Consider the following 21,165-nt stretch of genomic DNA (forward strand, 5'->3'; position numbering starts at 1 on the left):
CGCCGTGGCTCTGCGCATCAACGATACCTTCCCGAACCTGACCGTCGAGACCGACCAGGGCACGATCTCGATGCATGACTATATCGGCGACTCGTGGATGATCCTGTTCTCGCACCCCAAGGATTTCACCCCGGTTTGCACGACCGAGTTCGGCGCCGTGGCGCAGTTGGCCGATGAGTGGGCCAAGCGCAACACGAAGGTGATCGGCCTGTCCGTCGATGCCGTCGAAGAGCACAAGCAGTGGAAGTCCGACATCGAAAGCTATGCCGGCGCCGAGGCCGCCTTCCCGATCATCGCCGACGAGTCGCTTGAAGTGTCCAAGGCGCTCGACATGCTGCCGGCCGAGGCCTACCTGCCCGATGGCCGCACCGCCGCCGACTCGGCCAGCGTGCGTGTCGTCTTCATCGTCTCGCCCGACAAGAAGGTGCAGTTGATGATGTCCTACCCGATGTCGGTCGGCCGCAACTTTGCCGAAGTGCTGCGCGCGCTCGACGCGCTGCAGGCGTGCTACAACGTGCCGATCGCGACGCCCGCGAACTGGGTGCATGGCCAGGATGTCATCGTGGCCCTGTCGCTGGACGATGCCGCCGCCAAGGAAAAATTCGGCGAGATCGACGTCAAGCTGCCCTATCTCCGCACGACCAAGATGCCAGCCTGATTCAGGCACAGCACCCCAAGAAAAAGGCCCCCGAAACATCGGGGGCCTTTCCTTTTGGAAACGGTCGCCGTCAGCGCGGCGAATGCAGCGTGACACGCGTTCCCATTTCCACGTTCTCGTAAAGCTGGATGACGTGGTCATTGACCAGGCGGACACAGCCAGAGCTTGCCGAGGTGCCGATCGACCAGGGCTGCGGCGTGCCGTGGATGCGCAGGTAGCTGTCGGCCCCGCCGCGATAGAGGTACAGCGCGCGGGCCCCCAACGGGTTCTCCGGGCCGCCCGGCACGCCACCGGCGAACTGCGCGTAAACCTCGGGCTCGCGGGCGATCATGTTCGCCGTGGGCGTCCAGCTCGGCCATTCGACCTTGCGATTGATGGTGTAGGTGCCCGGGCTTTGCAGACCGGAGCGCCCCACCGCTACGCCGTAGCGCATCGCGGTGCCGTCATCGCCGATGTGGTAGAGGTATTTCGGAACCGGATCGACATGGATGTCGCCCGGGCGCAAACCAGCGCGGTGCGCCACGCGCGTCGGCATGAAGCGCGGATGCAGCCCCCACGGGTTGTCGCCCTGCGGATCAGGCCGCTCGACGGTTTGGTCGAAGTCGAAATCGACCGCGTCCTGACCAAAGGCCGGCATGGCAATCGGCCCCGAAAACAGGGCCGCGGACGTGATGATGAAATGACGGCGAGTCAGCATTGGCTCACCTCCTCTGGTCAAACTTCGGAATCGCTCTGCAAAGCAAACCCCTTTTGCGGTCTCAAGTTCCTGTGGACAAGTCCCAACACTCTCACTTTTCGGTCAGTGTTGCGCGCGGACTCGATCCTGCCGAAACCTGCCGCCCGTCGGCAAGACTCCGTCTGATCACGACAAGGCCCCTGCAGGCGACAGCGCCATACCCCGCGTTTGCGCGAGTCAACGCGCGCTATGCATCGCAGGATTTCACCGTCAAAGGAAACGGGCGCGCCCGGTCTGGACGCGCCCGTAACAGTGTCAAAACGCGGAAGCGTGGCGTCAGTCAGCCGCCGCGTCTTCTTTCGCGATCTCTTTGCCGGTCTCCTGGTCGACCATCTTCATGGCGAGACGGACCTTGCCACGATCGTCGAAACCAAGCAGCTTGACCCACACTTCCTGACCTTCCTTCAGAACGTCAGACGGATGGTTCAGGCGGCGGTTCTCGATCTGGCTGACATGCACGAGGCCGTCACGCTTGCCGAAGAAGTTCACGAAGGCGCCGAAATCGACGATCTTCACGACCTTGCCCTTGTAGACCTTGCCTTCTTCCGGCTCGGCGACGATCGAATGGATCATCTCGCGGGCCTTTTCGATGGCTTCGCCGTTGGGGCTGGCGATCTTGATGATGCCGTCATCGTTGATGTCGACCTTGGCACCCGAGACCTCCACGATCTCGCGGATGACCTTGCCGCCCGAGCCGATCACTTCGCGGATCTTGTCGGTGGGCACCTGCATCGTTTCGATGCGCGGGGCGTGGACCGAGAACTCGGACGCTTCGGTCAGCGCCTTGGCCATCTCGCCAAGGATGTGCATCCGGCCGGCCTTGGCCTGGGCCAGGGCCTTCTCCATGATCTCGGGCGTGATGCCGGCTACCTTGATGTCCATCTGGAGCGAGGTGATGCCGTTCTCGGTGCCCGCAACCTTGAAGTCCATGTCGCCGAGGTGATCCTCGTCGCCAAGAATATCGGTCAGGATGCCGTAGGAACCGTCTTCTTCGAGGACGAGGCCCATGGCCACACCAGCGACCGGCGCCTTCAGCGGCACGCCCGCATCCATCATCGACAGAGAGCCGCCGCAGACCGACGCCATCGAGGACGAGCCGTTCGACTCGGTGATCTCGGACACGACGCGGATCGTGTAGGGGAAATCGGTCGGCGCCGGCAGAACGGCCTGCAGCGCGCGCCATGCCAGCTTGCCGTGACCGATTTCACGACGACCGGGCGAGCCGACACGACCCACTTCACCAACCGAGTAGGGCGGGAAGTTGTAGTGCAGCAGGAAGTTCGACCGATAGGTGCCTTGCAGCGCGTCGATCATCTGCTCGTCATCGCCGGTGCCCAGCGTGGTGACGACCAGGCCCTGCGTTTCCCCGCGGGTGAACAGGGCCGAGCCGTGCGTCCGCGGCAGAAGGCCGGTTTCGCAGACGATCGGGCGAACCTCATCCAGCGCGCGACCGTCGATGCGGCGGCCGTTCTTGACCACGTCCGAGCGCAAGACCGTCGATTCCAGCTTTTTCAGTGCGGAACCGAGGTTCGGATCTTCCTGCTGCTCCTCGGAAAGACCTGCGATGATCTCTTCCTTGGCGGCGGACACGGCCGACTGGCGTTCCTGCTTGTCGAGGATCGCGTAAGCGTCGCGCATCTTGGCTTCGCCCGCGGCTTTCACGGCCTCGTAGAGGTCCGAGTAATCCGGCGGGGTGAAGTTGAACGGCTCTTTCGCGGCTTCTTCGGCCAGCGAGATGATCAGGTCGATCACCGGCTGGATCTGCTCGTGCGCGAAATTCACCGCGCCCAGCATCTCGGCCTCGGACAGCTCGTAGGCTTCCGACTCGACCATCATGACGGCGTTCTTGGTGCCGGCGACAACAAGGTCCAGACGCTGGTCGGGGTTGTTGCGCAGGTCGTGCATGTCGTCGACGGTCGGGTTCAGGATGTATTCGCCATCCTCGAAACCGACGCGGCAGCCTGCGATCGGGCCACGGAACGGAGCGCCCGAAATGGTCAGCGCCGCCGAGGCCGCGATCATCGCGACGATGTCGGGGTCGTTGACCAGGTCATGCGACAGCACGGTGCACATGACGAGGACTTCGTTCTTGAAGCCCGGCACGAAGAGCGGGCGGATCGGGCGGTCGATCAGGCGCGCGGTCAGCGTCTCTTTTTCGGTCGGACGCGCCTCGCGCTTGAAGAAGCCACCGGGCACCTTGCCCGCGGCGTAGTATTTCTCCTGGTAGTGAACCGTCAGGGGAAAGAAATCCTGCCCCGGCTTGGGTTCCTTGGCGAACGTCACGTTCGCCATGACCGAGGTCTCGCCCAGTGTGGCGATAACGGTACCGTCGGCCTGACGGGCAACCTTGCCCGTTTCGAGCGTGAGGGTCTCTTCCCCCCACTGCATGCTTTTCTTAGAGATATTGAACATCAATCGTTTCCTATCGGGGAGCACTCCCAACCCCTGTCGGGTCTCCCGTTTTCATGGCGGCCCCATTGCCGCCGACCCCCTCATCATTCCATGCGCCGGGGTCAGAGCGTCACGTCTCAGATGTCGGGGGCCATACAGGAGATGGGCCACGTTTGAAAGGGCCTTGTCCGGTTGCGGCACGTCTCAGAACACCGCGTGCGCGCCGCGATCATCCGCAATCTCCCCTTGCAGCAGTTTGCGGTAATGCTCGCGCAGCGTGTCCTCGCCAAATTCCGGGGTGGCGTCCGCGTCGTAACGTCCCGTGGCGGGGTCGAGCACCAGCATGGACTCGGTGGCATAGTACCGCCCGATACGCGCCAGTTCCGCCTTCTCGGCCGCCTTGCGCGACACACGCCCCGCCAGCGACAGCGCCCCTATGATCGCATCGAGCAAGCGTGGGGTGACATGGCGGATTTTCGGCTCCTGCCCCAGCAGATCGAACAACATTTCTGCCTGATCCAGCGGGGTGATCGCCGGACCCGGGCCGCCAATCGGCAAGACGCGGTTCTGCAAGCCAGCGTCGACCAGGCAGCGTGCGATATAGGTGCCGAGATCGGCATCGCTGATCGGCTTGCAGGCGGTCAACTCTCCGTTCCCGAAGACAAGGAAAGGTTTGCCCGCCTTCAGCCGGTCGATCTGACCCGACAGGGATTTGAAAAACGCCGTGGGGCGAACGATCGAGAATGTCAGACCGGAGGCCTGCAATTCCTCTTCGAAGGCCAGCTTGGCTTTCTGAAAGGCCAGAAGCGGCTTCTGCACGCAGATTGCCGAGAGCAGGACGAACTGGCCGACGCCCGCCTCCTGCGCGTCTTTCAGCAGGTCGGAATGGGCCTGGTAATCGATGGCCCAGGCATCCTGCGGCGCTCCGGTCCGCGACGCGAGGCAGGAGATGACGGTGTCAAACCCACCCGACAGCGCGGCACGCCTGTCGGATGCATCGGTGATCGCGCCCGACACAAGGGTGCAGGCCTGCAGGGCCGATGTATCTGCCCCCGGTCGAACCAGCGCGGTCACCTCATGACCGTCTGCGATCAGCGCCGCCGCGGTGGCGCGCCCTATGCTGCCGGTCCCACCGACCAGCAACACCCGTTTGCCCGAACCTGTTTGCATGTCTTCCATGGCGGCAGCCTAAGCGCCCGGCAGGGCGGCGCAATCGGCAAATGGGTCGCGCCCGTGCGACGCAAAAAAGGCCGCCCGAACCGGACGGCCTTTCCAGATCTTCCCATGCGGGATGGGATCAGCGACGGATACCGAGGCGCTTGATGAGGTCCTGGTAGCGGCCCTCGTCCTTGCCTTTCAGGTAATCCAGCAGCTTACGGCGCTGAGCGACCAGCTTCAGAAGGCCACGACGCGAGTGGTTGTCCTTCTTGTGGGTCTTGAAATGCTCGGTCAGCGTGGAAATACGGCTGGTCAGGATGGCCACCTGCACTTCGGGCGAACCGGTGTCGCCGTCCTTGGTGGCATATTCCTTCATCAGGCGGGTCTTTTCTTCCGCAGCAATCGACATCGGGGTCTCCTTTCAGGATCATGGCACAAGCCGGGATGTCGTCCAGCAAGGCCCGTGGAGGGATTCGGACGCGTGGTGCGACCGGATGGGGGCGGATACTGCATTTGTCCCGGTTTGCCTAGCCCCCTGCTTTTCTCAGATGGCCGCATTAACCAACTTTGGTGTTGCGTATTGACCACAAGGTCCAAAGCCCGGCAATTTTCGAACAAACTGCCGCCGAATTAACGATCTCGATTAATTTCTATGAAACACTTGCCGTTGAACTATCGGAACCCAGACCGGCACCGGACGGCGTCGCAGGATCGGCGGCACGACCGGACATACCCGGTAAGCATCGTCAGAAGGGCATGCAGCCACTCAATAGCCATGTCTCACCAATCAAGGACCTGAAAAATGCTTGCCGCCGGAGGATTTCTTGCCTTGCTGTTCATGGGCTTTGCCGCGACCGGCCTGATCGGTTCGGGCGGCGAAGCCGGCGACGGCGACACGGACGACCCTACGCCAGAGGATGACCCTGGATCAGCTTCCGACACGGGCGAGGGGGGCGGCGGCAATGGCCTTGCAGATCTCCTGTTCGGGTCGGATGACCCGGATGAATTGACCGGCACCGACGCGGACGACGAGATTACGGGGCTCGGCGGCGACGACGTTCTGAACGGCGGCGCGGGCGACGACACCCTCGACGGGGGCGATGGGGCCGACACGCTGGACGGCGGAGCTGGAGACGACCACCTGATCCTCGGCGCCGGCGACATGGCCAGCGGCGGCGACGGGGCGGACATTTTCGAGGTGCTTGCAACGGTCGATCTGCCCGATGGCACCGTGGCGGCCAGCGTAACCGATTTCGACCCGTCCACCGACCGCCTGATCCTCGATTTCATCGGAGAGGATGCAGACGCCCCCGACATCACGCTCGACACCGACACCAATCCCGATGGCACCTTGGTCATGGCGAATGGCGTGCCCGTGACCTTCCTCGACGGCGTCACCCTGGGCAATCTGGAGGCCATCGAAGTGGTCATGCTCGCCCCGCCCGACGGGGAGGGCGAGGTTCTGGACGGCACCCCCGGCGACGACACGATCTCGGGCGGCGACGGGGACGACACCATCGATGGCTATGCCGGCGACGACCTGCTGAACGGCGGCACGGGCGACGACGTGCTGCGCGGCCGCGAAGGGATCGACAGCCTGTTCGGTGAAGGCGGCGCAGACGCGATCACGGGCGGCAGCGGCGATGACGTTCTCGATGGCGGCAGCGAAAATGACGCCCTCTTCGGCAACGAGGGCAATGACCAGATCTCCGGCCAGACTGGCAATGACGAAGCCTACGGGGACGAGGGCGACGACACGCTGTCCGGCGGGGACGGCAACGACTTCCTTGTCGGTGGCGACGGCAATGACAGCGTGGACGGCGGCGCGGATGGCGACCTGCTGTTCGGCGGGGATGGCGACGACACCATGGATGGCGGCGACGGCGACGACTTCCTGCAAGGCGGGTTCGGTGCGGACAGTCTCTCGGGCGGGGGCGGCGATGACAGGATCGACGGCACGTTCTCCAACGGCGATGGCGCGTTCGGCCCAACGGATGAAGACGATGCCGACACGCTCTCCGGCGGCGACGGCGACGATATCCTTGTCCTTGGCGCCGGGGATCTGGCGACCGGCGGCGACGGCAGCGACACCTTCGCCTCGGGCGGCTACATCGCCGAGGGGGACGACGCGGGCACCGTGACCGATTTCAACCCGGCAGAGGATGTCATCGAGGTGCTTTACGACCCCGACCTGACCCCGAACCCGGACATCACCATCGTCGATTTCGCGGATGGAAACGGCGCGGATATCCTGCTCAACGGCGAGGTCATCCTGCATGTCATGGGCGCGCAAGGCCTGGACCCGGCCCTGGTCGAACTGACCGAGATGGAACTGGAACCCGCCTAACCAGCCGCGGTGAAATGCGGCAGCACGGCGGAGAGCACGGCATCGGGTGCCTCTTCCATGGCGAAATGCCCGCAGCCCGCGATCTCGCTTCCCGTCACATGCGGCGCCCAGGATCGCCACAGGTCCAACGGGTTGCCCGTGCGCGATGGAAACCCATGATCCGACCACACGAAATGCAGCGGGGCTGCGATCTGGCGGTCTGCGGCGCGGTCTTCGTCGTCGATCGCGCGGTCGATCGTCGCCCCGGCGCGGTAGTCATTGCACATCGCGGCAACGCGCACCGGGTCGCCGCCCTGCGCCCGGTAGCTGTCCAAAGCATCCGGCGCAAAGGGCGCAAGGTCACCCGCCACGGTCCAACTTGCCAGCGTCCAGTCGATATAGCCCGGCCCATCCGACAGGATCATGCGTTCGGGCAGCGGGCTGGGCTGCGCGAGGAAGGTCCAATGATAAGCCTTCATCGCCAACTCCGCGTTCCACGCGGCCCAGAAATCGCCGGTTGGCACGATCTCGATGATACCGATCCGCGCAACCCGCTGCGGGTGATCCAGCGCCAGCCGATAGGTCACGCGCGCGCCGCGATCATGGCCCAACACATGCGCGCGCTCGATAGACAGCGCATCCATCAGGCCCACGATATCCTTCGCCATCTCGCGCTTGGAATAGGTGCGGTTCTCGGGATCGGTCTGCGGCGCATCACTGGCCCCATAGCCGCGCAAATCCGGCACGATCACGTGGAACCGCTCGGCCAGACGCGGCGCGATCTTGGCCCAGCACATGTGGTTCTGCGGATAGCCATGCAGCAGGATCAGGGGCTCGCCCCGCCCGGCCTGATGCACGCTCACCTCGATCCCGTTGGTTTCGATGCGCGACTGCGTGAACCCTTCAATCGCCATTTGCTGAGCCCTCCCACGGCACCGGCTGCACGTGGTAGCCGATATAGAGCGGATGCTTCGGATGACCGGCCTTGGACAGTCCGAGATGGAACAACTCGGCCCCGGCATCGCGCAAGAGCCGTTCGACCTTCGCCCCGCGATCCAGATGCGCGCCATGGGTGCCCCAGGCGCAAATCACCTGGTCGGCCCAGTCGAGGCTGTCGAGGATCGCGGCGTCATTGGCCAACCCGACCGGATCTTCCGCCTTGCGCATGTCGCGCGGGTCGGTAGCGCGCCACGCAAAGATGTTGAGCACGCGGAAGGCCCCGAACCCCAGCGCGCGGGCGCGGCGCTCGCAGCGTTCGACGGTGGGATCGTTCTGAACCTCGGTCGCCGTCGACGGGTTCAGCATGATGAACAGGGCGCGGCGGCCATCCGGGTCCCAGACCCGGGTCAGCGAATACCGATACCGCTCGCAATCGGAATAGGCCGCGACCGAGGCCGCGTCGCCCTTTTGGTGTTCACGCAGGATCATGGCGAAACTGGTAATCGGCTTGAGGCCACGGGAAAAGGCCCCCCGGTGTCAAAGGTTGAACACACGCTCCGGGTGCAACTCCCCGGCGCGGAAACGACCGACCGCCACGGGCTTGCCGTCAAACGACGCCCAGGCGAGATCGCCATATTCCACATTCCCCGGCAGGACCTGCCCCGGATTGCCGTTCTTCAGCCGGATCGCCCCCTGTTCGGTCAGCTTCAGCTCCGGCAAGCCGTCGAGGGCGAGCGAAACCGGCGCCAGAAGGCTGTCGATCTCGGGGGTGCGTTCCAACTCGACGATCTTGTCCAGCGTGACCGCGTCCTCGATGTCGAACGGCCCGACCCAACTGCGCCGCAGATGCACGACATGGGCGAAACAGCCAAGCTGCTGGCCGAGGTCCCGGGCAATCGAGCGGACATAGCCGCCCGATCCGCACACGAAATGCAGCAGCGCATGATCCGGGTCGGGGCGTTCGGTCAGCGTCAGCTCGTCCACGTAGAGATCGCGCGCCTCAAGCTCCAGAGCCTCCCCCTCGCGGGCGAGGTCATAGGCCCGCGCGCCATCGACCTTGACGGCGGAAAACTGCGGCGGAACCTGCCGGATATCGCCAACGAAAGACGGAAGCGCCGCTTCGATTTCGGCATCGCTTGGGCGTGCATCGGATGTTTCCAGAACCTCGCCCTCGGCATCGTCTGTTGTGGTCGACGCACCGAACTTCACCAGGAAATCATAGGCTTTCAACGCATCGCCCAGATAGGGGATGGTCTTGGTCGCCTCACCAATTGCGATGGGCAGCAGGCCGGTAGCATCGGGGTCGAGCGTGCCGGCATGGCCCGCCTTTTTCGCCTCGAACGCCCAGCGGACCTTTCCGACCACGGCGGTCGAGGTCATGCCCGCCGGTTTGTCGATCAGGACCCAGCCGGAAATGTCCCGTCCTTTGCGCTTGCGTGCCATCACAGCCCTCCGAGGTTCTCGTGGAAGGGCGGTCTGCTACTCCGCAGGTTCTGCGCCGTCAACGGTGTCGTCCATGACAACCCCGATGATCGGCCCCACCGGAAAGCCGAGATCCGACCGTCCGATCCCCGGCGCATGCAGGCGCGACACGCGCCCGTCGAAATAGAGCGCGTTCGGCGTTTCGAGATAATCGCGGAAGAAGCGCCCGAAATGGTGGAAATTCACCGGCTCGTCCGAGATCGCGAGGAACAGGCGCTCGCCATCCGCGCTGATCCCCACGCCGTTGCGGATGTTCAGGCTGGTGCCGCTGGCCAAAAAGCGCGGGTGCAAATCGCCGTCGATCACCAGCATCGGGCCGGATTGGGTCGCGTACTGGCACTCGGGCGGATTTTCGGCGAACCGGCGGCTTTCGATCACGTCGGCCTCATGATCGTTCAGGCACAGCACGCCGTTCGGCAGCAGGCCGAAATTTCCCGGACCGTCCGACGTGACGATCCGCATCTCCTGCTCGCCATCCTCGATGTACAGGCCGACCGGCGACCGGTCCTCGTGGAACATGCCGGCGTTCATCGCGACGCCAAGCCGTTCCCCCTCACCCAACGCGGCCTCGACCCGCGCGAAGGTGCCCAGAATCGCGCCCTGCCGATCACGAAGGAACAGCCGCAGTTCGGTCTCGCTCAGGTCGATCTCGCAGAAGGTGAAGGGCGCATTGTCGAACTCGACCGTCTCACAGGCCTGTCCGGCAACCGGAATTGCCGCCAGAAAGGTCGATAACAGGACCTCGCGGATCATGCCTTGTCCTCCGGGGAGGCATCCTCCGCATCCGGCGCCTCGATGTCGCGGCGCACCTTTTCATCCTGAAACAGGCGGCGCGTCGCATCCATCTGGTCGAAGGTTTCGTCGATCAGGAACCGCAGGTCCGGGGCGTATTTCAGCGTCATGTCCCGCATCAGGGCGCGCCGCAATTCACCGCGGTTGCGCTTGAGCGCATCAATCGCCTCGGCGCGTTCCCCGCCGCCAAGGGGCATGACATAAACCGTCGCGATCTTCAGGTCCGGCGAGGTGCGCACTTCGCCCACCGTGATCGACATGCGGTTCAATTCGGGGTCATGCACGTCACCGCGCGCCAGCACGTCCGATAGCGTCCGGCGAATAAGCTCCCCGACCCGCAACTGTCGCTGCGAGGGGCCGCTTCCTTCGTGATGCCTGTTCTTGCCCATGTCGGTCTCCTTCCTTGCAGCAGGTATGGCATCGACAGGCCCGTCGCAAGCGACGCCTTTCCGCCATCCCGCCGTTCCGCTAGGAAAAATGCCAAAGAAGGAGTCACAGATGAGCGATCAGGTCAAAATAGCGGTGATGGGCGCCTCGGGCCGCATGGGGCGCATGCTGGTCGATGTGGTCACGCACAGCGACAGGGCCACCCTTGTCGGCGTGTCGGAACGGCCGGGGCATGACTGGATCGGTCGCGATCTGGGCGACTGCCTTGGGCGTCCCAGCATGGGGGTGCCGGTTTACGACGACCCGCTGGACCTGATCGTCAAGGCGCAAGCGGTCATCGATTTCACGACGCCTGCCGCGACCCTGTCCCATGCCGAGCTGACCGCGCAGGCGCGGACGGTCCACGTGATCGGCACCACCGGCCTGACGGACGAGGATATCGCCAAGCTCGACGCCGCCGCCCGACACGCGACCATCGTGCGCGCGGGGAACATGAGCCTTGGCGTGAACCTTTTGACCCGCCTGACGCAACAGGTCGCCGCCGCGCTGGACGAGGATTTCGACATCGAGATCGTCGAGGCCCATCACAAGCACAAGGTCGATGCCCCCTCGGGGACGGCGCTGATGCTGGGCGAGGCCGCCGCCGCCGGGCGCAACGTGGCGCTGAACGATGTCTCGGACCGGGGCCGCGACGGCATCACCGGCGAACGCGAGGCCGGGCATATCGGTTTCTCGGCCATTCGCGGGGGCGATATCGTCGGCGAACATGAGGTGATCTTCGCAGGCGCGGGCGAGCGGATCATTCTGCGCCACGTCGCCACCGACCGCGCCATCTTTGCCCGCGGCGCATTGAAAGCCGCGCTCTGGGGGCAAGGGAAAGGCCCCGGCCACTACTCGATGGCAAGCGTTCTCGGCCTCGCTTGATCGCTCGCATCCACCCGCTATCTCCCGCTTCGGAACGCGACAACCGAACAGGGAGAATGGACCATGCTGCGCCATTTGACGGGTCCGGCCGCCTTTTGCGCCGGAGTGCTGCTGGGCATGACAGGCACCGCCAACACGGCGATGGCCGAGGAGTTTTCGACGCTGACCACGCGGGACAGTTTCGTGCGCCTTGTCGAAGGGCGTGAACTGAGCCGCTTCGGCATCCGCTTGATGGTGACGCCGGACGGTCAAATCGTCGGCCGCGCGTTTGGTACGCGGGTGACGGGGGCGTGGGCCTGGAACGACGGCTATTTCTGCCGCGACCTCTACTTCGGGTCCGAGGATCTGGGCTTCAACTGCCAGACGGTCGAGGTGTCGGGTGAAACCCTGCGCTTCACACCGGACCGGGGCGCGGGTGAATTCGCCGATCTGACCCTGCGCTGAGCAGACGTCAGAAATCGATGGCGATGCCCTTCTTTTCCCAATCGCCGTAGCGCACCGGCTCGGGCCCGTCGCGGCCGCCAAGTTCGACGGGCAGGTCCAATTCCTTGGCCTTCTTGCGGCGCTCTTCGGCTTCGGCCAGCGCGCGCTGTGCGGCAGGCGGCAGACCCTGCGGGGTATCGGTGGTGTCGGCCATGAAAGTCGTCTCCGGCTTGTGCGCAAGCTGTCCCTGATATACGCCGCTGGGGTTTTCAGACAAGGACTTGGGCAAGCATGGCGACCGAAGGGCGCGGCAAGGGCAGCGGCAAAACGCAAACCGGCGGGCGGGGTAAACGCCGCCCCTCAGGCCGTCGCATGGCCGGACGCGCACCGCAATCGCCGGACCGCAGCCTGGTGGCGCGGCAAGCGGCGCTTTCGGCCCTCGACCAGGTGCTGCGCCAGAAACGGATGCTGGCCCACCTGCCGCAAGCCGCCGGTCTTGCCCCGCCCGAGGCCGCGCGCGCGATGCGCCTTGTGATGATGGTCTTGCGCCATGTCGAACCGCTGGACGCGGTGATCGCGCAATTCGTCGAGCGCAAGCCTCAACCGGCCACCCTTGCCCTTCTGCGCCTTGGGGCGGCGGAGTTGCTGATCGCGCAGGAAGAAGCCCACGGCACGGTCAACGCGATGGTCACCATCGCGCGCGGAAGCCGACGCACCGAACGCGCGGCGGGATTGGTCAACGCTGTCCTGCGCCGCATCGCCGAGGCCGGCGCGGAGATCTGGCAGGATCATACACCGCAACGCCTTCCCGGGTGGATCGGTGGCCCCGTCAAGAAACGCTGGGGGGCCGAGGTGCTTCGCGCGATCGAAGCCGCGCATGAAAAGGGTGCGCCGGTCGACATCACGCCCAAGCAGGCCGATACCGACCTGCCGGGGGCCGAGCGCGTGCCAACCGGCAGCCTGCGGATGGTCGAGCCCGGCCAGATCAGCGCCCTGCCCGGCTACGCCGAGGGCGATTGGTGGGTGCAGGATGCCGCCGCCGCCCTGCCTGTGCGCCTGCTGGGCGACGTATCGGGGAAAAGCGTTCTCGACCTTTGCGCAGCTCCGGGCGGCAAGACCCTGCAACTGGCCGCCGCCGGGGCGCAGGTCACGGCGCTGGACCTGTCCGATACCCGCCTCGACAAGTTGCGCCAGAACCTCCTGCGGACCGGCCTCGGCGCTGAAATCGTCGTCGGCGATGCCTTCGACCATGCAGACGGGCCCTATGACTGCATCCTGCTGGACGCGCCCTGCACCGCCAGCGGCACGATCCGCCGCCATCCCGACCTGCCCTTCGTCAAGAAATGGCACGAGGTCGAAGAGTTGACGCGCCTTCAGATGCGGATGATCGACCACGCGCTGACCCTTCTGAAACCGGGCGGCAGGCTGGTCTATTGCACCTGTTCGCTGCTGCCGGTCGAGGGCGAGCACCAGGTCACCGCAGCGGTCAAGCGCCACCCCGATCTGTCCGTCCTGCCCGCCGACGCCGCCACGCTCGGTGGTGATCCGGAGTGGGCCAGCGCCGAGGGCGGCTTGCGCCTGCGGCCCGATTTCTGGCCGGACCGCGGCGGGATCGACGGGTTCTACATGGCCTGCCTCGTCAAGGACGCGGCTGCCGCGTGACTCCCACGCGGGGGCACGGTAGTCTTGGCGCCAATCATAATCCCGAGCAGAAACCGGGCCACATGTCCGACACGCATCTCAGCGATCCTTCACCGTCTGCGGCGCCCCGCCCACGGCCCGGCACCGGCGGCCGCGTGGCCAATCGGCTTGCCGCGCTGAGCGCCGGGTTCAGCGGTCGCGTGCGCGGCTTTTACTGGCGGCCAGAGCCCCGCTTTCCCGGCTCGGCGGCCCGCGGACGCCAGTTGATGGCGGGAAATTACCGCATGGGGGGCGCCCTGATCGAAGCGCCCGGGCAAAGCCCGTGGGACATCGTGCCCCCCAACGACCTCTTCGAGGAGTCGCTGCACGGGTTCGACTGGCTGGACGATCTGGCCGCGATCCCGAATGACGATGGCCGTGCCACCGCTCAAAGCTGGCTTATCGACTGGATGCGGCGCTATGGGCGCGGCGCGGGGCCGGGCTGGACCCCCGATCTGGCCGGACGGCGCCAGATTCGGTGGATCAGCCACGCCCTTTTCCTGATGAACGGCATGGAATCGGCAGATAGTCGCCGGTTCATCACGACCCTCGGACGGCAAGCGCGGTTCCTTGAGCGGCGCTGGCGCAAGGCCTCTCCGGGCTTACCACGGTTCGAGGCGCTGACCGGGCTGATCTATTCGGCCTGCACGCTGATCGGGATGGAACCCGAACTCGACCCCGCGCTGCGCGCGCTGGCGCAGGAATGCGCGCAGGAAATCGACGCGTCCGGCGGCATCGTCACGCGAAACCCGGAAGAATTGCTAGAGGTGTTCATCCTGCTCACCTGGGTGATGCAGATCCTGTCCGATACCGGGAAAGAGCCGGACCCGGCGGTCAACACGGCCATAGCACGGATTGCCCCGACGCTGCGCAGTTTGCGCCATGTCGATGGCGGCCTCGTGCGCGCCCATGGCGGCGGGCGCGGCGCACCGGGGCGGCTGGTCAGTGCGCTGGTGCAAAGCCGCGTGCGCCCGTCCAACACCAGGGGGCTGGCCATGGGCTTTGCCCGGCTGGCGACCGACAACGTCTCCGTCATCATCGACGCGGCCTTGCCGATGCAGGGGCCGCGCAGCGCCAATGCCCATGCCAGCACGCTGTCTTTCGAGCTGACCAGCGGGTCCGAGCCGCTGATCGTCAGTTGCGGGTCGGGCGCGCGGTTCAGTGCCGACTGGCGACGCGCGGGGCGTGCCACGGTCAGCCATTCGACGCTTTGCCTCGAAGGGTATTCGTCCTCGCGACTGGCCCCGAAGGCGTCTGGCATCGCCCCTGAGAAGCAGCCTTTCGCCGATGGTCCAAGCGACGTGGCGGTGCAGGAATCTTCGATGAAAAGCGCCGCGGGCATTGCCCTGTCACATGATGGCTGGCGCAAGACGCACGGGCTGATCCATCTGCGCAGCCTCACGCTGGAAGATAACGGTTCGCTCCTGCGGGGCGAGGATGCGCTGGCCGCGATGACCAGCGCGGATCGGTTGCGCCTCGACCGGGTCTATACGCGCCTGCCGCGCGGCCTTGGTCTCAAGTATACCCTCCGCTTCCACCTTCACCCCGATGTCGAGGCCGAGATGGACCTTGGCGGCACTGCCGTGTCGCTGACACTGGCCTCGGGCGAGACATGGGTTTTCCGTCACACCAGTTCCGCCGAACTCAGCCTTCAGCCCTCGGTTTACCTGGACAGCGCCCGCCTGAAGCCGCGCGCGACAAAACAAATCGTTCTCACCGCCCGCATGAAAGGCTATGGCAACGCCATCAGTTGGAGCCTTGCGCGCCCCACCGCCTTCCTGCCCGCGCCGGTTGGCTTTTCCCGCGCCTGAGGCGACAAAGCCGCGACCAAGCTTAAGGAACCCCTTTGATGACACTCGTGCCCGTGCGCCGCGCCCTCCTTTCCGTTTCCGACAAGACCGGCCTGGTCGACTTCGCCACCGCGCTGGCCGGTCGCGGGGTGGAGCTTTTGTCGACGGGCGGCACGGCCCGCACCCTGCGTGACGCCGGGTTGACCGTGATCGACGTGGCCGAGGTCACCGGCTTCCCCGAGATGATGGATGGCCGGGTCAAGACGCTGCATCCCAAGGTGCATGGCGGCCTTCTGGCACTGCGCGACAACCCCGAACACGTCGCCGCGATGGAAGAACACGGGATCGGCGGCATCGATATGCTGGTCGTGAACCTCTACCCGTTCGAGGAAACGGTCGCGAAGGGCGCCGACTACGACACCTGCATCGAGAATATCGATATCGGCGGCCCCGCCATGATCCGCGCCGCGGCCAAGAACCACGCCCATGTCGCCGTTGTCGTCGATACCGAGGACTACGCCGCGATCCTGTCCGAGATGGGGGAAAACGACGGCGCGCTCGGCTATGCGCTGCGTCAACGCCTCGCCCAGGCGGCCTATGCCCGGACCGCCGCCTATGACGCGGCCGTGTCGAACTGGATGGCCGGGGCCACCAACGCATTCGCGCCGCGCCGTCGCGCCTTTGCGGGCACGCTGTCGTCGACCCTGCGCTATGGCGAGAACCCGCACCAGAAGGCGGCGTTCTATGTCGAGGATGCCTCGCGTCCCGGTGTCGCCACCGCCGTGCAGCACCAGGGCAAGGAGCTGTCCTACAACAACATCAACGACACCGACGCGGCCTTTGAACTGGTGGCCGAATTCAACCCCCAGGATGGCCCGGTCTGCGCGATCATCAAGCACGCCAACCCTTGCGGCGTCGCGCGCGGCAAGACGCTGACCGACGCCTATATGCGCGCCTTCGACTGTGACCGGACCAGTGCCTTCGGCGGGATCGTCGCGCTGAACCAGACGCTGGATGCCGCGACCGCCGAGAAAATCGTCGAGATCTTCACCGAGGTCGTCATCGCCCCCGAAGCGACCGACGAGGCCAAGGCCATTTTCGCCGCGAAAAAGAACCTGCGGCTGCTGACGACCGGCGGACTGCCGAACCCCGGCCACACGCCCCTGACCGTTCGGCAGGTGTCGGGCGGTCTGCTTGTGCAGGACAAGGACACCGGCCGCATCGACGAGGAAGACCTCAAGCCCGTGACCAAGCGGCGCCCGTCGGCGGCAGAGATGTCCGACATGGTCTTTGCCTGGTCGGTCGCCAAGCACGTCAAATCCAACGCCATCGTCTATGTCCGCGACGGGGCAACGGTCGGCATCGGGGCGGGCCAGATGAGCCGGGTCGACAGCTCGACCATCGCGGCGTTGAAGGCCGAGCGCATGGCCCGCGACTGCGGCCTGCCCGAAAGCCTCGCCAAGGGGTCGGTCGTGGCCTCGGACGCGTTCTTCCCCTTCCCCGACGGCCTGCTGGCCGCTGCGGCGGCGGGCGCGACGGCGGTGATCCAGCCCGGCGGGTCGATGCGCGACGCCGAGGTGATCGAGGCCGCCGACGAGGCCGGCCTTGCCATGCTCTTCACCGGCATGCGCCACTTCCGCCACTGACCGGAGCAAGCGACAGGTAAAGCGATGCGGCTACTCTACATCTCGGCCATCGTCTGGTTCGCCCTCGACCAGATCAGCAAGTATCTCGTCCTGCATTGGGCCGGTCTGGTCGAGCAGGGCGTGATCGAGGTGTTCCCGCCCTATCTCGTGTTCCATCTCGGCTACAACACGGGCATCAATTTCGGCCTGTTCGCAGGCGGGCCCGAGACCACGCGCTACCTTCTGATCGGAATCGCCCTCGTGATCTCGGCCTGGCTCTTGTGGTGGGCCAAGAACGGCATGCACCGCCGCATCTCGTTCCTGTCTGCCGGGGCCGTCATCGGGGGTGCGCTGGCCAACACGCTCGACCGGGTGACCCAAGGGGCGGTCATCGACTTTCTCAACATGTCCTGCTGCGGGATCGACAACCCCTTTGCCTTCAACATCGCGGATGTCGGAATCGTCGGCGGGGCCATCGGCTTGCTGATCTTTGCCGATACCTCCAAGATGACCCCGTGACGGATCACTGCGTTTGCGCTAGACCCGTGGCCGCGTAAAGGAGGGCCGCATGACGCGTCTGACAACATCTGCGATTCTCGGTGTCGCCTTGCTGGCCCTTGCGGCCTGTAGCGGCGGGACGCCGACGCTCATGAACCTGACCAACCGTGAGGCCGGGCCAGACGAGTTTTCCGTTGTCCCGAACGAACCGCTGCAAATGCCCGACAACCTGCGCGAATTGCCCGCGCCGACGCCGGGCGCCCGCAACCTTGCCGATCCCGACCCCGAGGGGGACGCGATCGCGGCCCTTGGCGGCAACCCGTCGCGCGCCGCGCGCGGATCGGCCGGGCTGATCCAGCACGCCACGCGGTTCGGTGTCAGCCCCGACATCCGGCCCACCCTTGCCGCCGAAGACGAGGAATTCCGCCGCCGCAATGATGGCCGGTTGCTGGAACGCATGTTCGGCACGACGGTGTACTACCGCGCCTATCGCAGCATGTCGCTGGACCAGTATGCCGAGCTGGAACGTCTGCGGCGCGCGGGCGTCCGCACGCCCACGGCTCCGCCAGCCCAGTGACGCAACGGGTCACACCCCGATCGCGTCACGCTTGCGTCAACATCCGTTGATGCCGGGCCGCAGCCCCATATTTACCCTGTCATCTGGTCAATGCGGAGGATGCGCATGTTGCGTCGCTTGAGTCTCGGGCTCGGTCTTGCCCTGTCGCCCGCCCTCGTGCTGGCGGACGAAACCGTAAGCGAATTCACGCTCGAAAACGGCATGGATGTCGTGGTGATCGAGGACCCGAACTCTCCGGCCGTGGTGCACATGGTCTGGTACCGGGTCGGGGCGGCGGACGAACCGCCCGGCGTGTCCGGGATCGCGCATTTCGTCGAACACCTCATGTTCAAGGCGACCGACGAGCTTGAGACCGGCGAATTCAGCCGCATCGTCGAAGAAAACGGCGGCTCTGACAACGCCTTCACCAGTTGGGATTACACCGGCTATTTCCAGCGCGTCGCCGCAGACCGCCTCGGCCTGATGATGCAGATGGAAGCCGACCGCATGGTGGACCTCCAGTTCATCGAGGACGAGATCACGACCGAACGCAGCGTGATCCTCGAAGAACGTGCGCAACGCACCGACTCGAGCCCCGGCGGCCTGTTCAACGAACAGATGCGCGCCGCGCTTTTCCTGAACCACCCCTACGGCGTCCCGATCATCGGCTGGCGCCACGAGATGGAAGAGCTGGATATCGGGGACGCGCGCGCCTTCTATGACGCGCATTACGCGCCGAACAACGCCATCCTGGTCATTGCAGGCGGCGTCACCCCCGACGAGGTGCTGGCACTGGCCGAGGAGCATTACGGCCCGATCCCCGCCAACCCCGAGATCGTCGAGCGTGCGCGCCCCAGCGAACCGCCGCACATCGCGGACCGCCGCTTTGTCCTTGAGGACGAGCGCGTCGCGAACCCCTATGTCGCGCGCAACTACCTCGCGCCGGTTCGTCGCCCCGGCGATCAGCAGGAGGCCGCGGCCCTGACCCTCTTGGCGGCAATCCTCGGCGGGTCCGGCACCACATCGGAACTGTCGCAACGGCTGGAGCTTGAAAACCCCCGCTCGATCTTCACCTCGGCCTATTACGACGCGACCAGCCTCGACCCCTCGACCTTTTCGGTGGTCAACGTTCCGCTGCCCGGCCTGTCGCTGGAAGAGGCCGAAGCCGACCTCGACGCGGCCATCGCCGCCTTCCTCGAAGAGGGTGTGGACCCTGACCAGTTCGACCGTATCCAGTTCCAGATCCAGGCCGACGCGATCTATTCCGCCGACGACACCCAAGGTTTGGCCCGCCGCTACGGGACGGCCCTGACCAGCGGCCTGACCGTCGCCGACGTGCAGGCGTGGCCGGATGTTCTGGCCGAAACCACCATCGACGACGTGATGGAAGCCGCGCAGCGCCTGTTCACCGAAACAACCTCTGTCACCGGCTACCTGACCCGACCGGAAGAGCCCGCAACCGAGGAGATGACGCAATGATCCCCCGTTTGACCGGGCTGTTCACGGCCCTGACCCTGCTCGTCTCGACCCCGCTGTCGGCGACCGAGATCGACGTGCAGGAGATCACCTCGCCGGGCGGTATCGACGCCTGGCTGGTCGAGGATCACAGCAACCCCTTCGTCGCCATCGAGATCTGGTTCATCGGGGGCGCTTCATTGGATGCCGAGGGCAAGCGCGGCGCAATCCACCTGATGACCGGCCTTCTGGAGGAAGGCGCAGGCGAGATGGACTCGACCGCATTCGCTCAGGCAGCCGAGGGGATGGCCGCCAGTTTCAGCTTCGGTGCCTATCGTGATGCGGTGACGGTCAGCGCCCAGATGCTGACCGAGAACCGCGATGCGGCGGCCGACCTTTTGCGCGCCGCCCTTGTCGAGCCGCGGTTTGACGAGGACTCGATCGAGCGCGTGCGCGGTCAGGTCATCTCGATCATCGAAGGTAATAGCCGCGACCCCGATGACATCGCCTCCAGCACCTTCAATGCGCTTGGATATGGCGACCACCCCTATGGTTCCGCCCTCGAAGGGACGGTCGAAAGCGTCTCGGCCCTGACCCGCGATGACCTCGTCGCAGCCCATGACGCGACCCTGGCGCGCGACCGCGTGGTGGTCGGGGCCGCCGGCGACATCACGGCAGAGGAGCTTGGCCTTCTAATCGACCGCATCCTCGGCGACCTGCCGGCGGAGGGTGCGCCGATGCCGACACAGGCCGAGTGGGGCCTCTCGGGCGGGGAAACGGTCATCGATTTCCCCTCGCCGCAATCGGTCGCCGTGTTCGGCCACGAGGGCATCGCCCGCGATGACCCCGATTTCTTTCCGGCATTCGTGCTGAACGAGGTTCTGGGCGGCGGTGGCTTCCGCTCGCGCCTGATGCGGGAAGTGCGCGTCGAGCGCGGCCTGACCTACGGGATCTCGTCCTATCTTTCGCTTGCCGATTTCGGGCCACGCATCGTGGGCCAGTTTTCGTCCTCGAACGACCTCGTCGCCGACGCCATCGAGGTGATCCGTGCGCAATGGGCCGACATCGCCGAGAACGCGATCACCGAAGAAGAACTCGCAGCCGCACAGCGCTACCTGACCGGGGCCTACCCGCTGCGGTTCGACGGGAATGGCCGCATCGCTGGCATCCTTGCGTCGATGCAGGCCGATGACATGCCACTCGACTACATCGCGACGCGCAATGACCGCGTGAACGCCGTCACGATCGAGGATCTTCGCCGCGTGGCCGCGCGCATCCTGCGCCCCGAGGACCTGCATTTCGTGGTGGTCGGACGCCCCGAGGGCCTGCAAAGCGACGGCTAGGC

At 65.5% G+C, this 21,165-nt stretch carries 21 protein-coding genes; 11 read left to right on the forward strand and 10 right to left on the reverse strand.

Going from position 1 to position 21,165, the window contains the following annotated elements; all coding sequences use genetic code 11:
* Positions 1 to 4: 4 nt before the first annotated feature.
* Positions 5 to 658, forward strand: coding sequence for a peroxiredoxin (locus ABD923_RS16570; RefSeq protein WP_259553387.1), 654 nt, complete (start codon positions 5 to 7; stop codon positions 656 to 658).
* 70 nt (positions 659 to 728) lie between these two features.
* Here the strand turns inward: ABD923_RS16570 and ABD923_RS16575 are convergent, their stop codons facing one another.
* The 4 genes from ABD923_RS16575 to rpsO all read right to left on the reverse strand — a co-directional run bounded on the left by ABD923_RS16575 (position 729) and on the right by rpsO (position 5,352).
* Positions 729 to 1,355 (reverse strand): L,D-transpeptidase, encoded by a 627-nt coding sequence (locus ABD923_RS16575; protein ID WP_259553386.1) that lies wholly within the window; start codon positions 1,353 to 1,355, stop codon positions 729 to 731.
* A gap of 315 nt (positions 1,356 to 1,670) precedes the next feature.
* Complete coding sequence (gene pnp, locus ABD923_RS16580) at positions 1,671 to 3,806, reverse strand: polyribonucleotide nucleotidyltransferase (protein WP_259553385.1); 2,136 nt, start codon at positions 3,804 to 3,806, stop codon at positions 1,671 to 1,673.
* 183 nt (positions 3,807 to 3,989) lie between these two features.
* The gene (locus tag ABD923_RS16585) at positions 3,990 to 4,964 is read right to left on the reverse strand and encodes an NAD(P)H-binding protein (protein WP_259553384.1); all 975 of its coding nucleotides are present in this window, start codon (positions 4,962 to 4,964) and stop codon (positions 3,990 to 3,992) included.
* A 118-nt stretch (positions 4,965 to 5,082) separates the two neighbouring features.
* Entirely contained in the window at positions 5,083 to 5,352 is a 270-nt protein-coding gene (gene rpsO, locus ABD923_RS16590; RefSeq protein ID WP_259553383.1) for a 30S ribosomal protein S15, read from the reverse strand.
* Positions 5,353 to 5,745: 393 nt separating this feature from the next.
* On the opposite strand from rpsO, the gene ABD923_RS16595 reads away from it, so the two are divergent.
* Positions 5,746 to 7,290, forward strand: coding sequence for a calcium-binding protein (locus tag ABD923_RS16595; protein WP_259553382.1), 1,545 nt, complete (start codon positions 5,746 to 5,748; stop codon positions 7,288 to 7,290).
* On the opposite strand, the gene ABD923_RS16600 is transcribed toward ABD923_RS16595, so the two are convergent.
* Genes ABD923_RS16600 through rbfA form a run of 5 tightly spaced genes read right to left on the reverse strand, consistent with a single transcriptional unit; the run spans position 7,287 to position 10,871 of the window.
* On the reverse strand, positions 7,287 to 8,183 hold the full coding sequence (locus ABD923_RS16600; protein WP_259553381.1) for an alpha/beta fold hydrolase: 897 nt from the start codon (positions 8,181 to 8,183) through the stop codon (positions 7,287 to 7,289). The genes ABD923_RS16595 and ABD923_RS16600 overlap by 4 nt on opposite strands.
* The gene (locus tag ABD923_RS16605) at positions 8,173 to 8,697 is read right to left on the reverse strand and encodes a DUF1643 domain-containing protein (protein ID WP_259553380.1); all 525 of its coding nucleotides are present in this window, start codon (positions 8,695 to 8,697) and stop codon (positions 8,173 to 8,175) included. Before ABD923_RS16605 ends, ABD923_RS16600 begins: the two co-directional genes overlap by 11 nt.
* A gap of 48 nt (positions 8,698 to 8,745) precedes the next feature.
* Entirely contained in the window at positions 8,746 to 9,651 is a 906-nt protein-coding gene (gene truB, locus ABD923_RS16610; RefSeq protein ID WP_259553378.1) for a tRNA pseudouridine(55) synthase TruB, read from the reverse strand.
* A gap of 36 nt (positions 9,652 to 9,687) precedes the next feature.
* The gene (locus ABD923_RS16615; RefSeq protein ID WP_259553377.1) at positions 9,688 to 10,443 is read right to left on the reverse strand and encodes a phosphodiester glycosidase family protein; all 756 of its coding nucleotides are present in this window, start codon (positions 10,441 to 10,443) and stop codon (positions 9,688 to 9,690) included.
* Positions 10,440 to 10,871, reverse strand: coding sequence for a 30S ribosome-binding factor RbfA (gene rbfA, locus ABD923_RS16620; RefSeq protein WP_222191859.1), 432 nt, complete (start codon positions 10,869 to 10,871; stop codon positions 10,440 to 10,442). The genes ABD923_RS16615 and rbfA overlap by 4 nt, the downstream gene beginning before the upstream one ends.
* A gap of 109 nt (positions 10,872 to 10,980) precedes the next feature.
* On the opposite strand from rbfA, the gene dapB reads away from it, so the two are divergent.
* Positions 10,981 to 11,793 carry a 4-hydroxy-tetrahydrodipicolinate reductase gene (dapB, locus tag ABD923_RS16625; RefSeq protein ID WP_259553375.1) on the forward strand — a complete coding sequence of 271 codons (813 nt, stop codon included), beginning with the start codon at positions 10,981 to 10,983 and terminating at the stop codon, positions 11,791 to 11,793.
* A gap of 63 nt (positions 11,794 to 11,856) precedes the next feature.
* The gene (locus ABD923_RS16630) at positions 11,857 to 12,237 is read left to right on the forward strand and encodes a dihydrodipicolinate reductase (RefSeq protein WP_259553374.1); all 381 of its coding nucleotides are present in this window, start codon (positions 11,857 to 11,859) and stop codon (positions 12,235 to 12,237) included.
* Between the two features lie 7 nt (positions 12,238 to 12,244).
* Here the strand turns inward: ABD923_RS16630 and ABD923_RS16635 are convergent, their stop codons facing one another.
* The gene (locus tag ABD923_RS16635; RefSeq protein ID WP_259553373.1) at positions 12,245 to 12,430 is read right to left on the reverse strand and encodes a DUF1674 domain-containing protein; all 186 of its coding nucleotides are present in this window, start codon (positions 12,428 to 12,430) and stop codon (positions 12,245 to 12,247) included.
* Positions 12,431 to 12,507: 77 nt separating this feature from the next.
* On the opposite strand from ABD923_RS16635, the gene ABD923_RS16640 reads away from it, so the two are divergent.
* The 7 genes from ABD923_RS16640 to ABD923_RS16670 all read left to right on the forward strand — a co-directional run bounded on the left by ABD923_RS16640 (position 12,508) and on the right by ABD923_RS16670 (position 21,163).
* Positions 12,508 to 13,878, forward strand: a complete 1,371-nt coding sequence (locus ABD923_RS16640; protein ID WP_345229540.1) for an RsmB/NOP family class I SAM-dependent RNA methyltransferase — start codon at positions 12,508 to 12,510, stop codon at positions 13,876 to 13,878.
* A 134-nt stretch (positions 13,879 to 14,012) separates the two neighbouring features.
* Positions 14,013 to 15,707: a heparinase II/III family protein gene (locus ABD923_RS16645; protein ID WP_345229541.1), complete on the forward strand. Its 1,695-nt coding sequence runs from the start codon at positions 14,013 to 14,015 to the stop codon at positions 15,705 to 15,707.
* 38 nt (positions 15,708 to 15,745) lie between these two features.
* On the forward strand, positions 15,746 to 17,332 hold the full coding sequence (purH, locus tag ABD923_RS16650; protein ID WP_405048330.1) for a bifunctional phosphoribosylaminoimidazolecarboxamide formyltransferase/IMP cyclohydrolase: 1,587 nt from the start codon (positions 15,746 to 15,748) through the stop codon (positions 17,330 to 17,332).
* Between the two features lie 24 nt (positions 17,333 to 17,356).
* Positions 17,357 to 17,830, forward strand: a complete 474-nt coding sequence (lspA, locus tag ABD923_RS16655; protein ID WP_222191852.1) for a signal peptidase II — start codon at positions 17,357 to 17,359, stop codon at positions 17,828 to 17,830.
* Between the two features lie 49 nt (positions 17,831 to 17,879).
* Positions 17,880 to 18,386 carry a DUF3035 domain-containing protein gene (locus tag ABD923_RS16660; protein WP_259553368.1) on the forward strand — a complete coding sequence of 169 codons (507 nt, stop codon included), beginning with the start codon at positions 17,880 to 17,882 and terminating at the stop codon, positions 18,384 to 18,386.
* A 105-nt stretch (positions 18,387 to 18,491) separates the two neighbouring features.
* Entirely contained in the window at positions 18,492 to 19,844 is a 1,353-nt protein-coding gene (locus ABD923_RS16665) for a M16 family metallopeptidase (protein WP_259553367.1), read from the forward strand.
* The gene (locus tag ABD923_RS16670; RefSeq protein ID WP_259553366.1) at positions 19,841 to 21,163 is read left to right on the forward strand and encodes a M16 family metallopeptidase; all 1,323 of its coding nucleotides are present in this window, start codon (positions 19,841 to 19,843) and stop codon (positions 21,161 to 21,163) included. Before ABD923_RS16665 ends, ABD923_RS16670 begins: the two co-directional genes overlap by 4 nt.
* Positions 21,164 to 21,165: the final 2 nt, after the last annotated feature.

This window comes from [Roseibacterium] beibuensis (genome assembly GCF_039542305.1).
Lineage (GTDB): Bacteria > Pseudomonadota > Alphaproteobacteria > Rhodobacterales > Rhodobacteraceae > Roseibacterium > Roseibacterium beibuensis.

Bases quoted from the DNA above. Each gene is read 5' to 3' on its own strand.
- dapB (WP_259553375.1), top strand. From the start codon at position 10,981: ATGAGCGATCAGGTCAAAATAGCGGTGATGGGCGCCTCGGGCCGCATG.
- purH (WP_405048330.1), top strand. From the start codon at position 15,746: ATGACACTCGTGCCCGTGCGCCGCGCCCTCCTTTCCGTTTCCGACAAG.
- ABD923_RS16585 (WP_259553384.1), bottom strand. From the start codon at position 4,964: ATGGAAGACATGCAAACAGGTTCGGGCAAACGGGTGTTGCTGGTCGGT.
- ABD923_RS16605 (WP_259553380.1), bottom strand. From the start codon at position 8,697: ATGATCCTGCGTGAACACCAAAAGGGCGACGCGGCCTCGGTCGCGGCC.
- ABD923_RS16670 (WP_259553366.1), top strand. From the start codon at position 19,841: ATGATCCCCCGTTTGACCGGGCTGTTCACGGCCCTGACCCTGCTCGTC.
- rbfA (WP_222191859.1), bottom strand. From the start codon at position 10,871: ATGGGCAAGAACAGGCATCACGAAGGAAGCGGCCCCTCGCAGCGACAG.
- ABD923_RS16660 (WP_259553368.1), top strand. From the start codon at position 17,880: ATGACGCGTCTGACAACATCTGCGATTCTCGGTGTCGCCTTGCTGGCC.
- truB (WP_259553378.1), bottom strand. From the start codon at position 9,651: ATGGCACGCAAGCGCAAAGGACGGGACATTTCCGGCTGGGTCCTGATC.
- lspA (WP_222191852.1), top strand. From the start codon at position 17,357: ATGCGGCTACTCTACATCTCGGCCATCGTCTGGTTCGCCCTCGACCAG.
- ABD923_RS16575 (WP_259553386.1), bottom strand. From the start codon at position 1,355: ATGCTGACTCGCCGTCATTTCATCATCACGTCCGCGGCCCTGTTTTCG.
- ABD923_RS16600 (WP_259553381.1), bottom strand. From the start codon at position 8,183: ATGGCGATTGAAGGGTTCACGCAGTCGCGCATCGAAACCAACGGGATC.
- ABD923_RS16630 (WP_259553374.1), top strand. From the start codon at position 11,857: ATGCTGCGCCATTTGACGGGTCCGGCCGCCTTTTGCGCCGGAGTGCTG.
- ABD923_RS16635 (WP_259553373.1), bottom strand. From the start codon at position 12,430: ATGGCCGACACCACCGATACCCCGCAGGGTCTGCCGCCTGCCGCACAG.
- rpsO (WP_259553383.1), bottom strand. From the start codon at position 5,352: ATGTCGATTGCTGCGGAAGAAAAGACCCGCCTGATGAAGGAATATGCC.
- pnp (WP_259553385.1), bottom strand. From the start codon at position 3,806: ATGTTCAATATCTCTAAGAAAAGCATGCAGTGGGGGGAAGAGACCCTC.
- ABD923_RS16640 (WP_345229540.1), top strand. From the start codon at position 12,508: ATGGCGACCGAAGGGCGCGGCAAGGGCAGCGGCAAAACGCAAACCGGC.
- ABD923_RS16665 (WP_259553367.1), top strand. From the start codon at position 18,492: ATGTTGCGTCGCTTGAGTCTCGGGCTCGGTCTTGCCCTGTCGCCCGCC.
- ABD923_RS16595 (WP_259553382.1), top strand. From the start codon at position 5,746: ATGCTTGCCGCCGGAGGATTTCTTGCCTTGCTGTTCATGGGCTTTGCC.
- ABD923_RS16615 (WP_259553377.1), bottom strand. From the start codon at position 10,443: ATGATCCGCGAGGTCCTGTTATCGACCTTTCTGGCGGCAATTCCGGTT.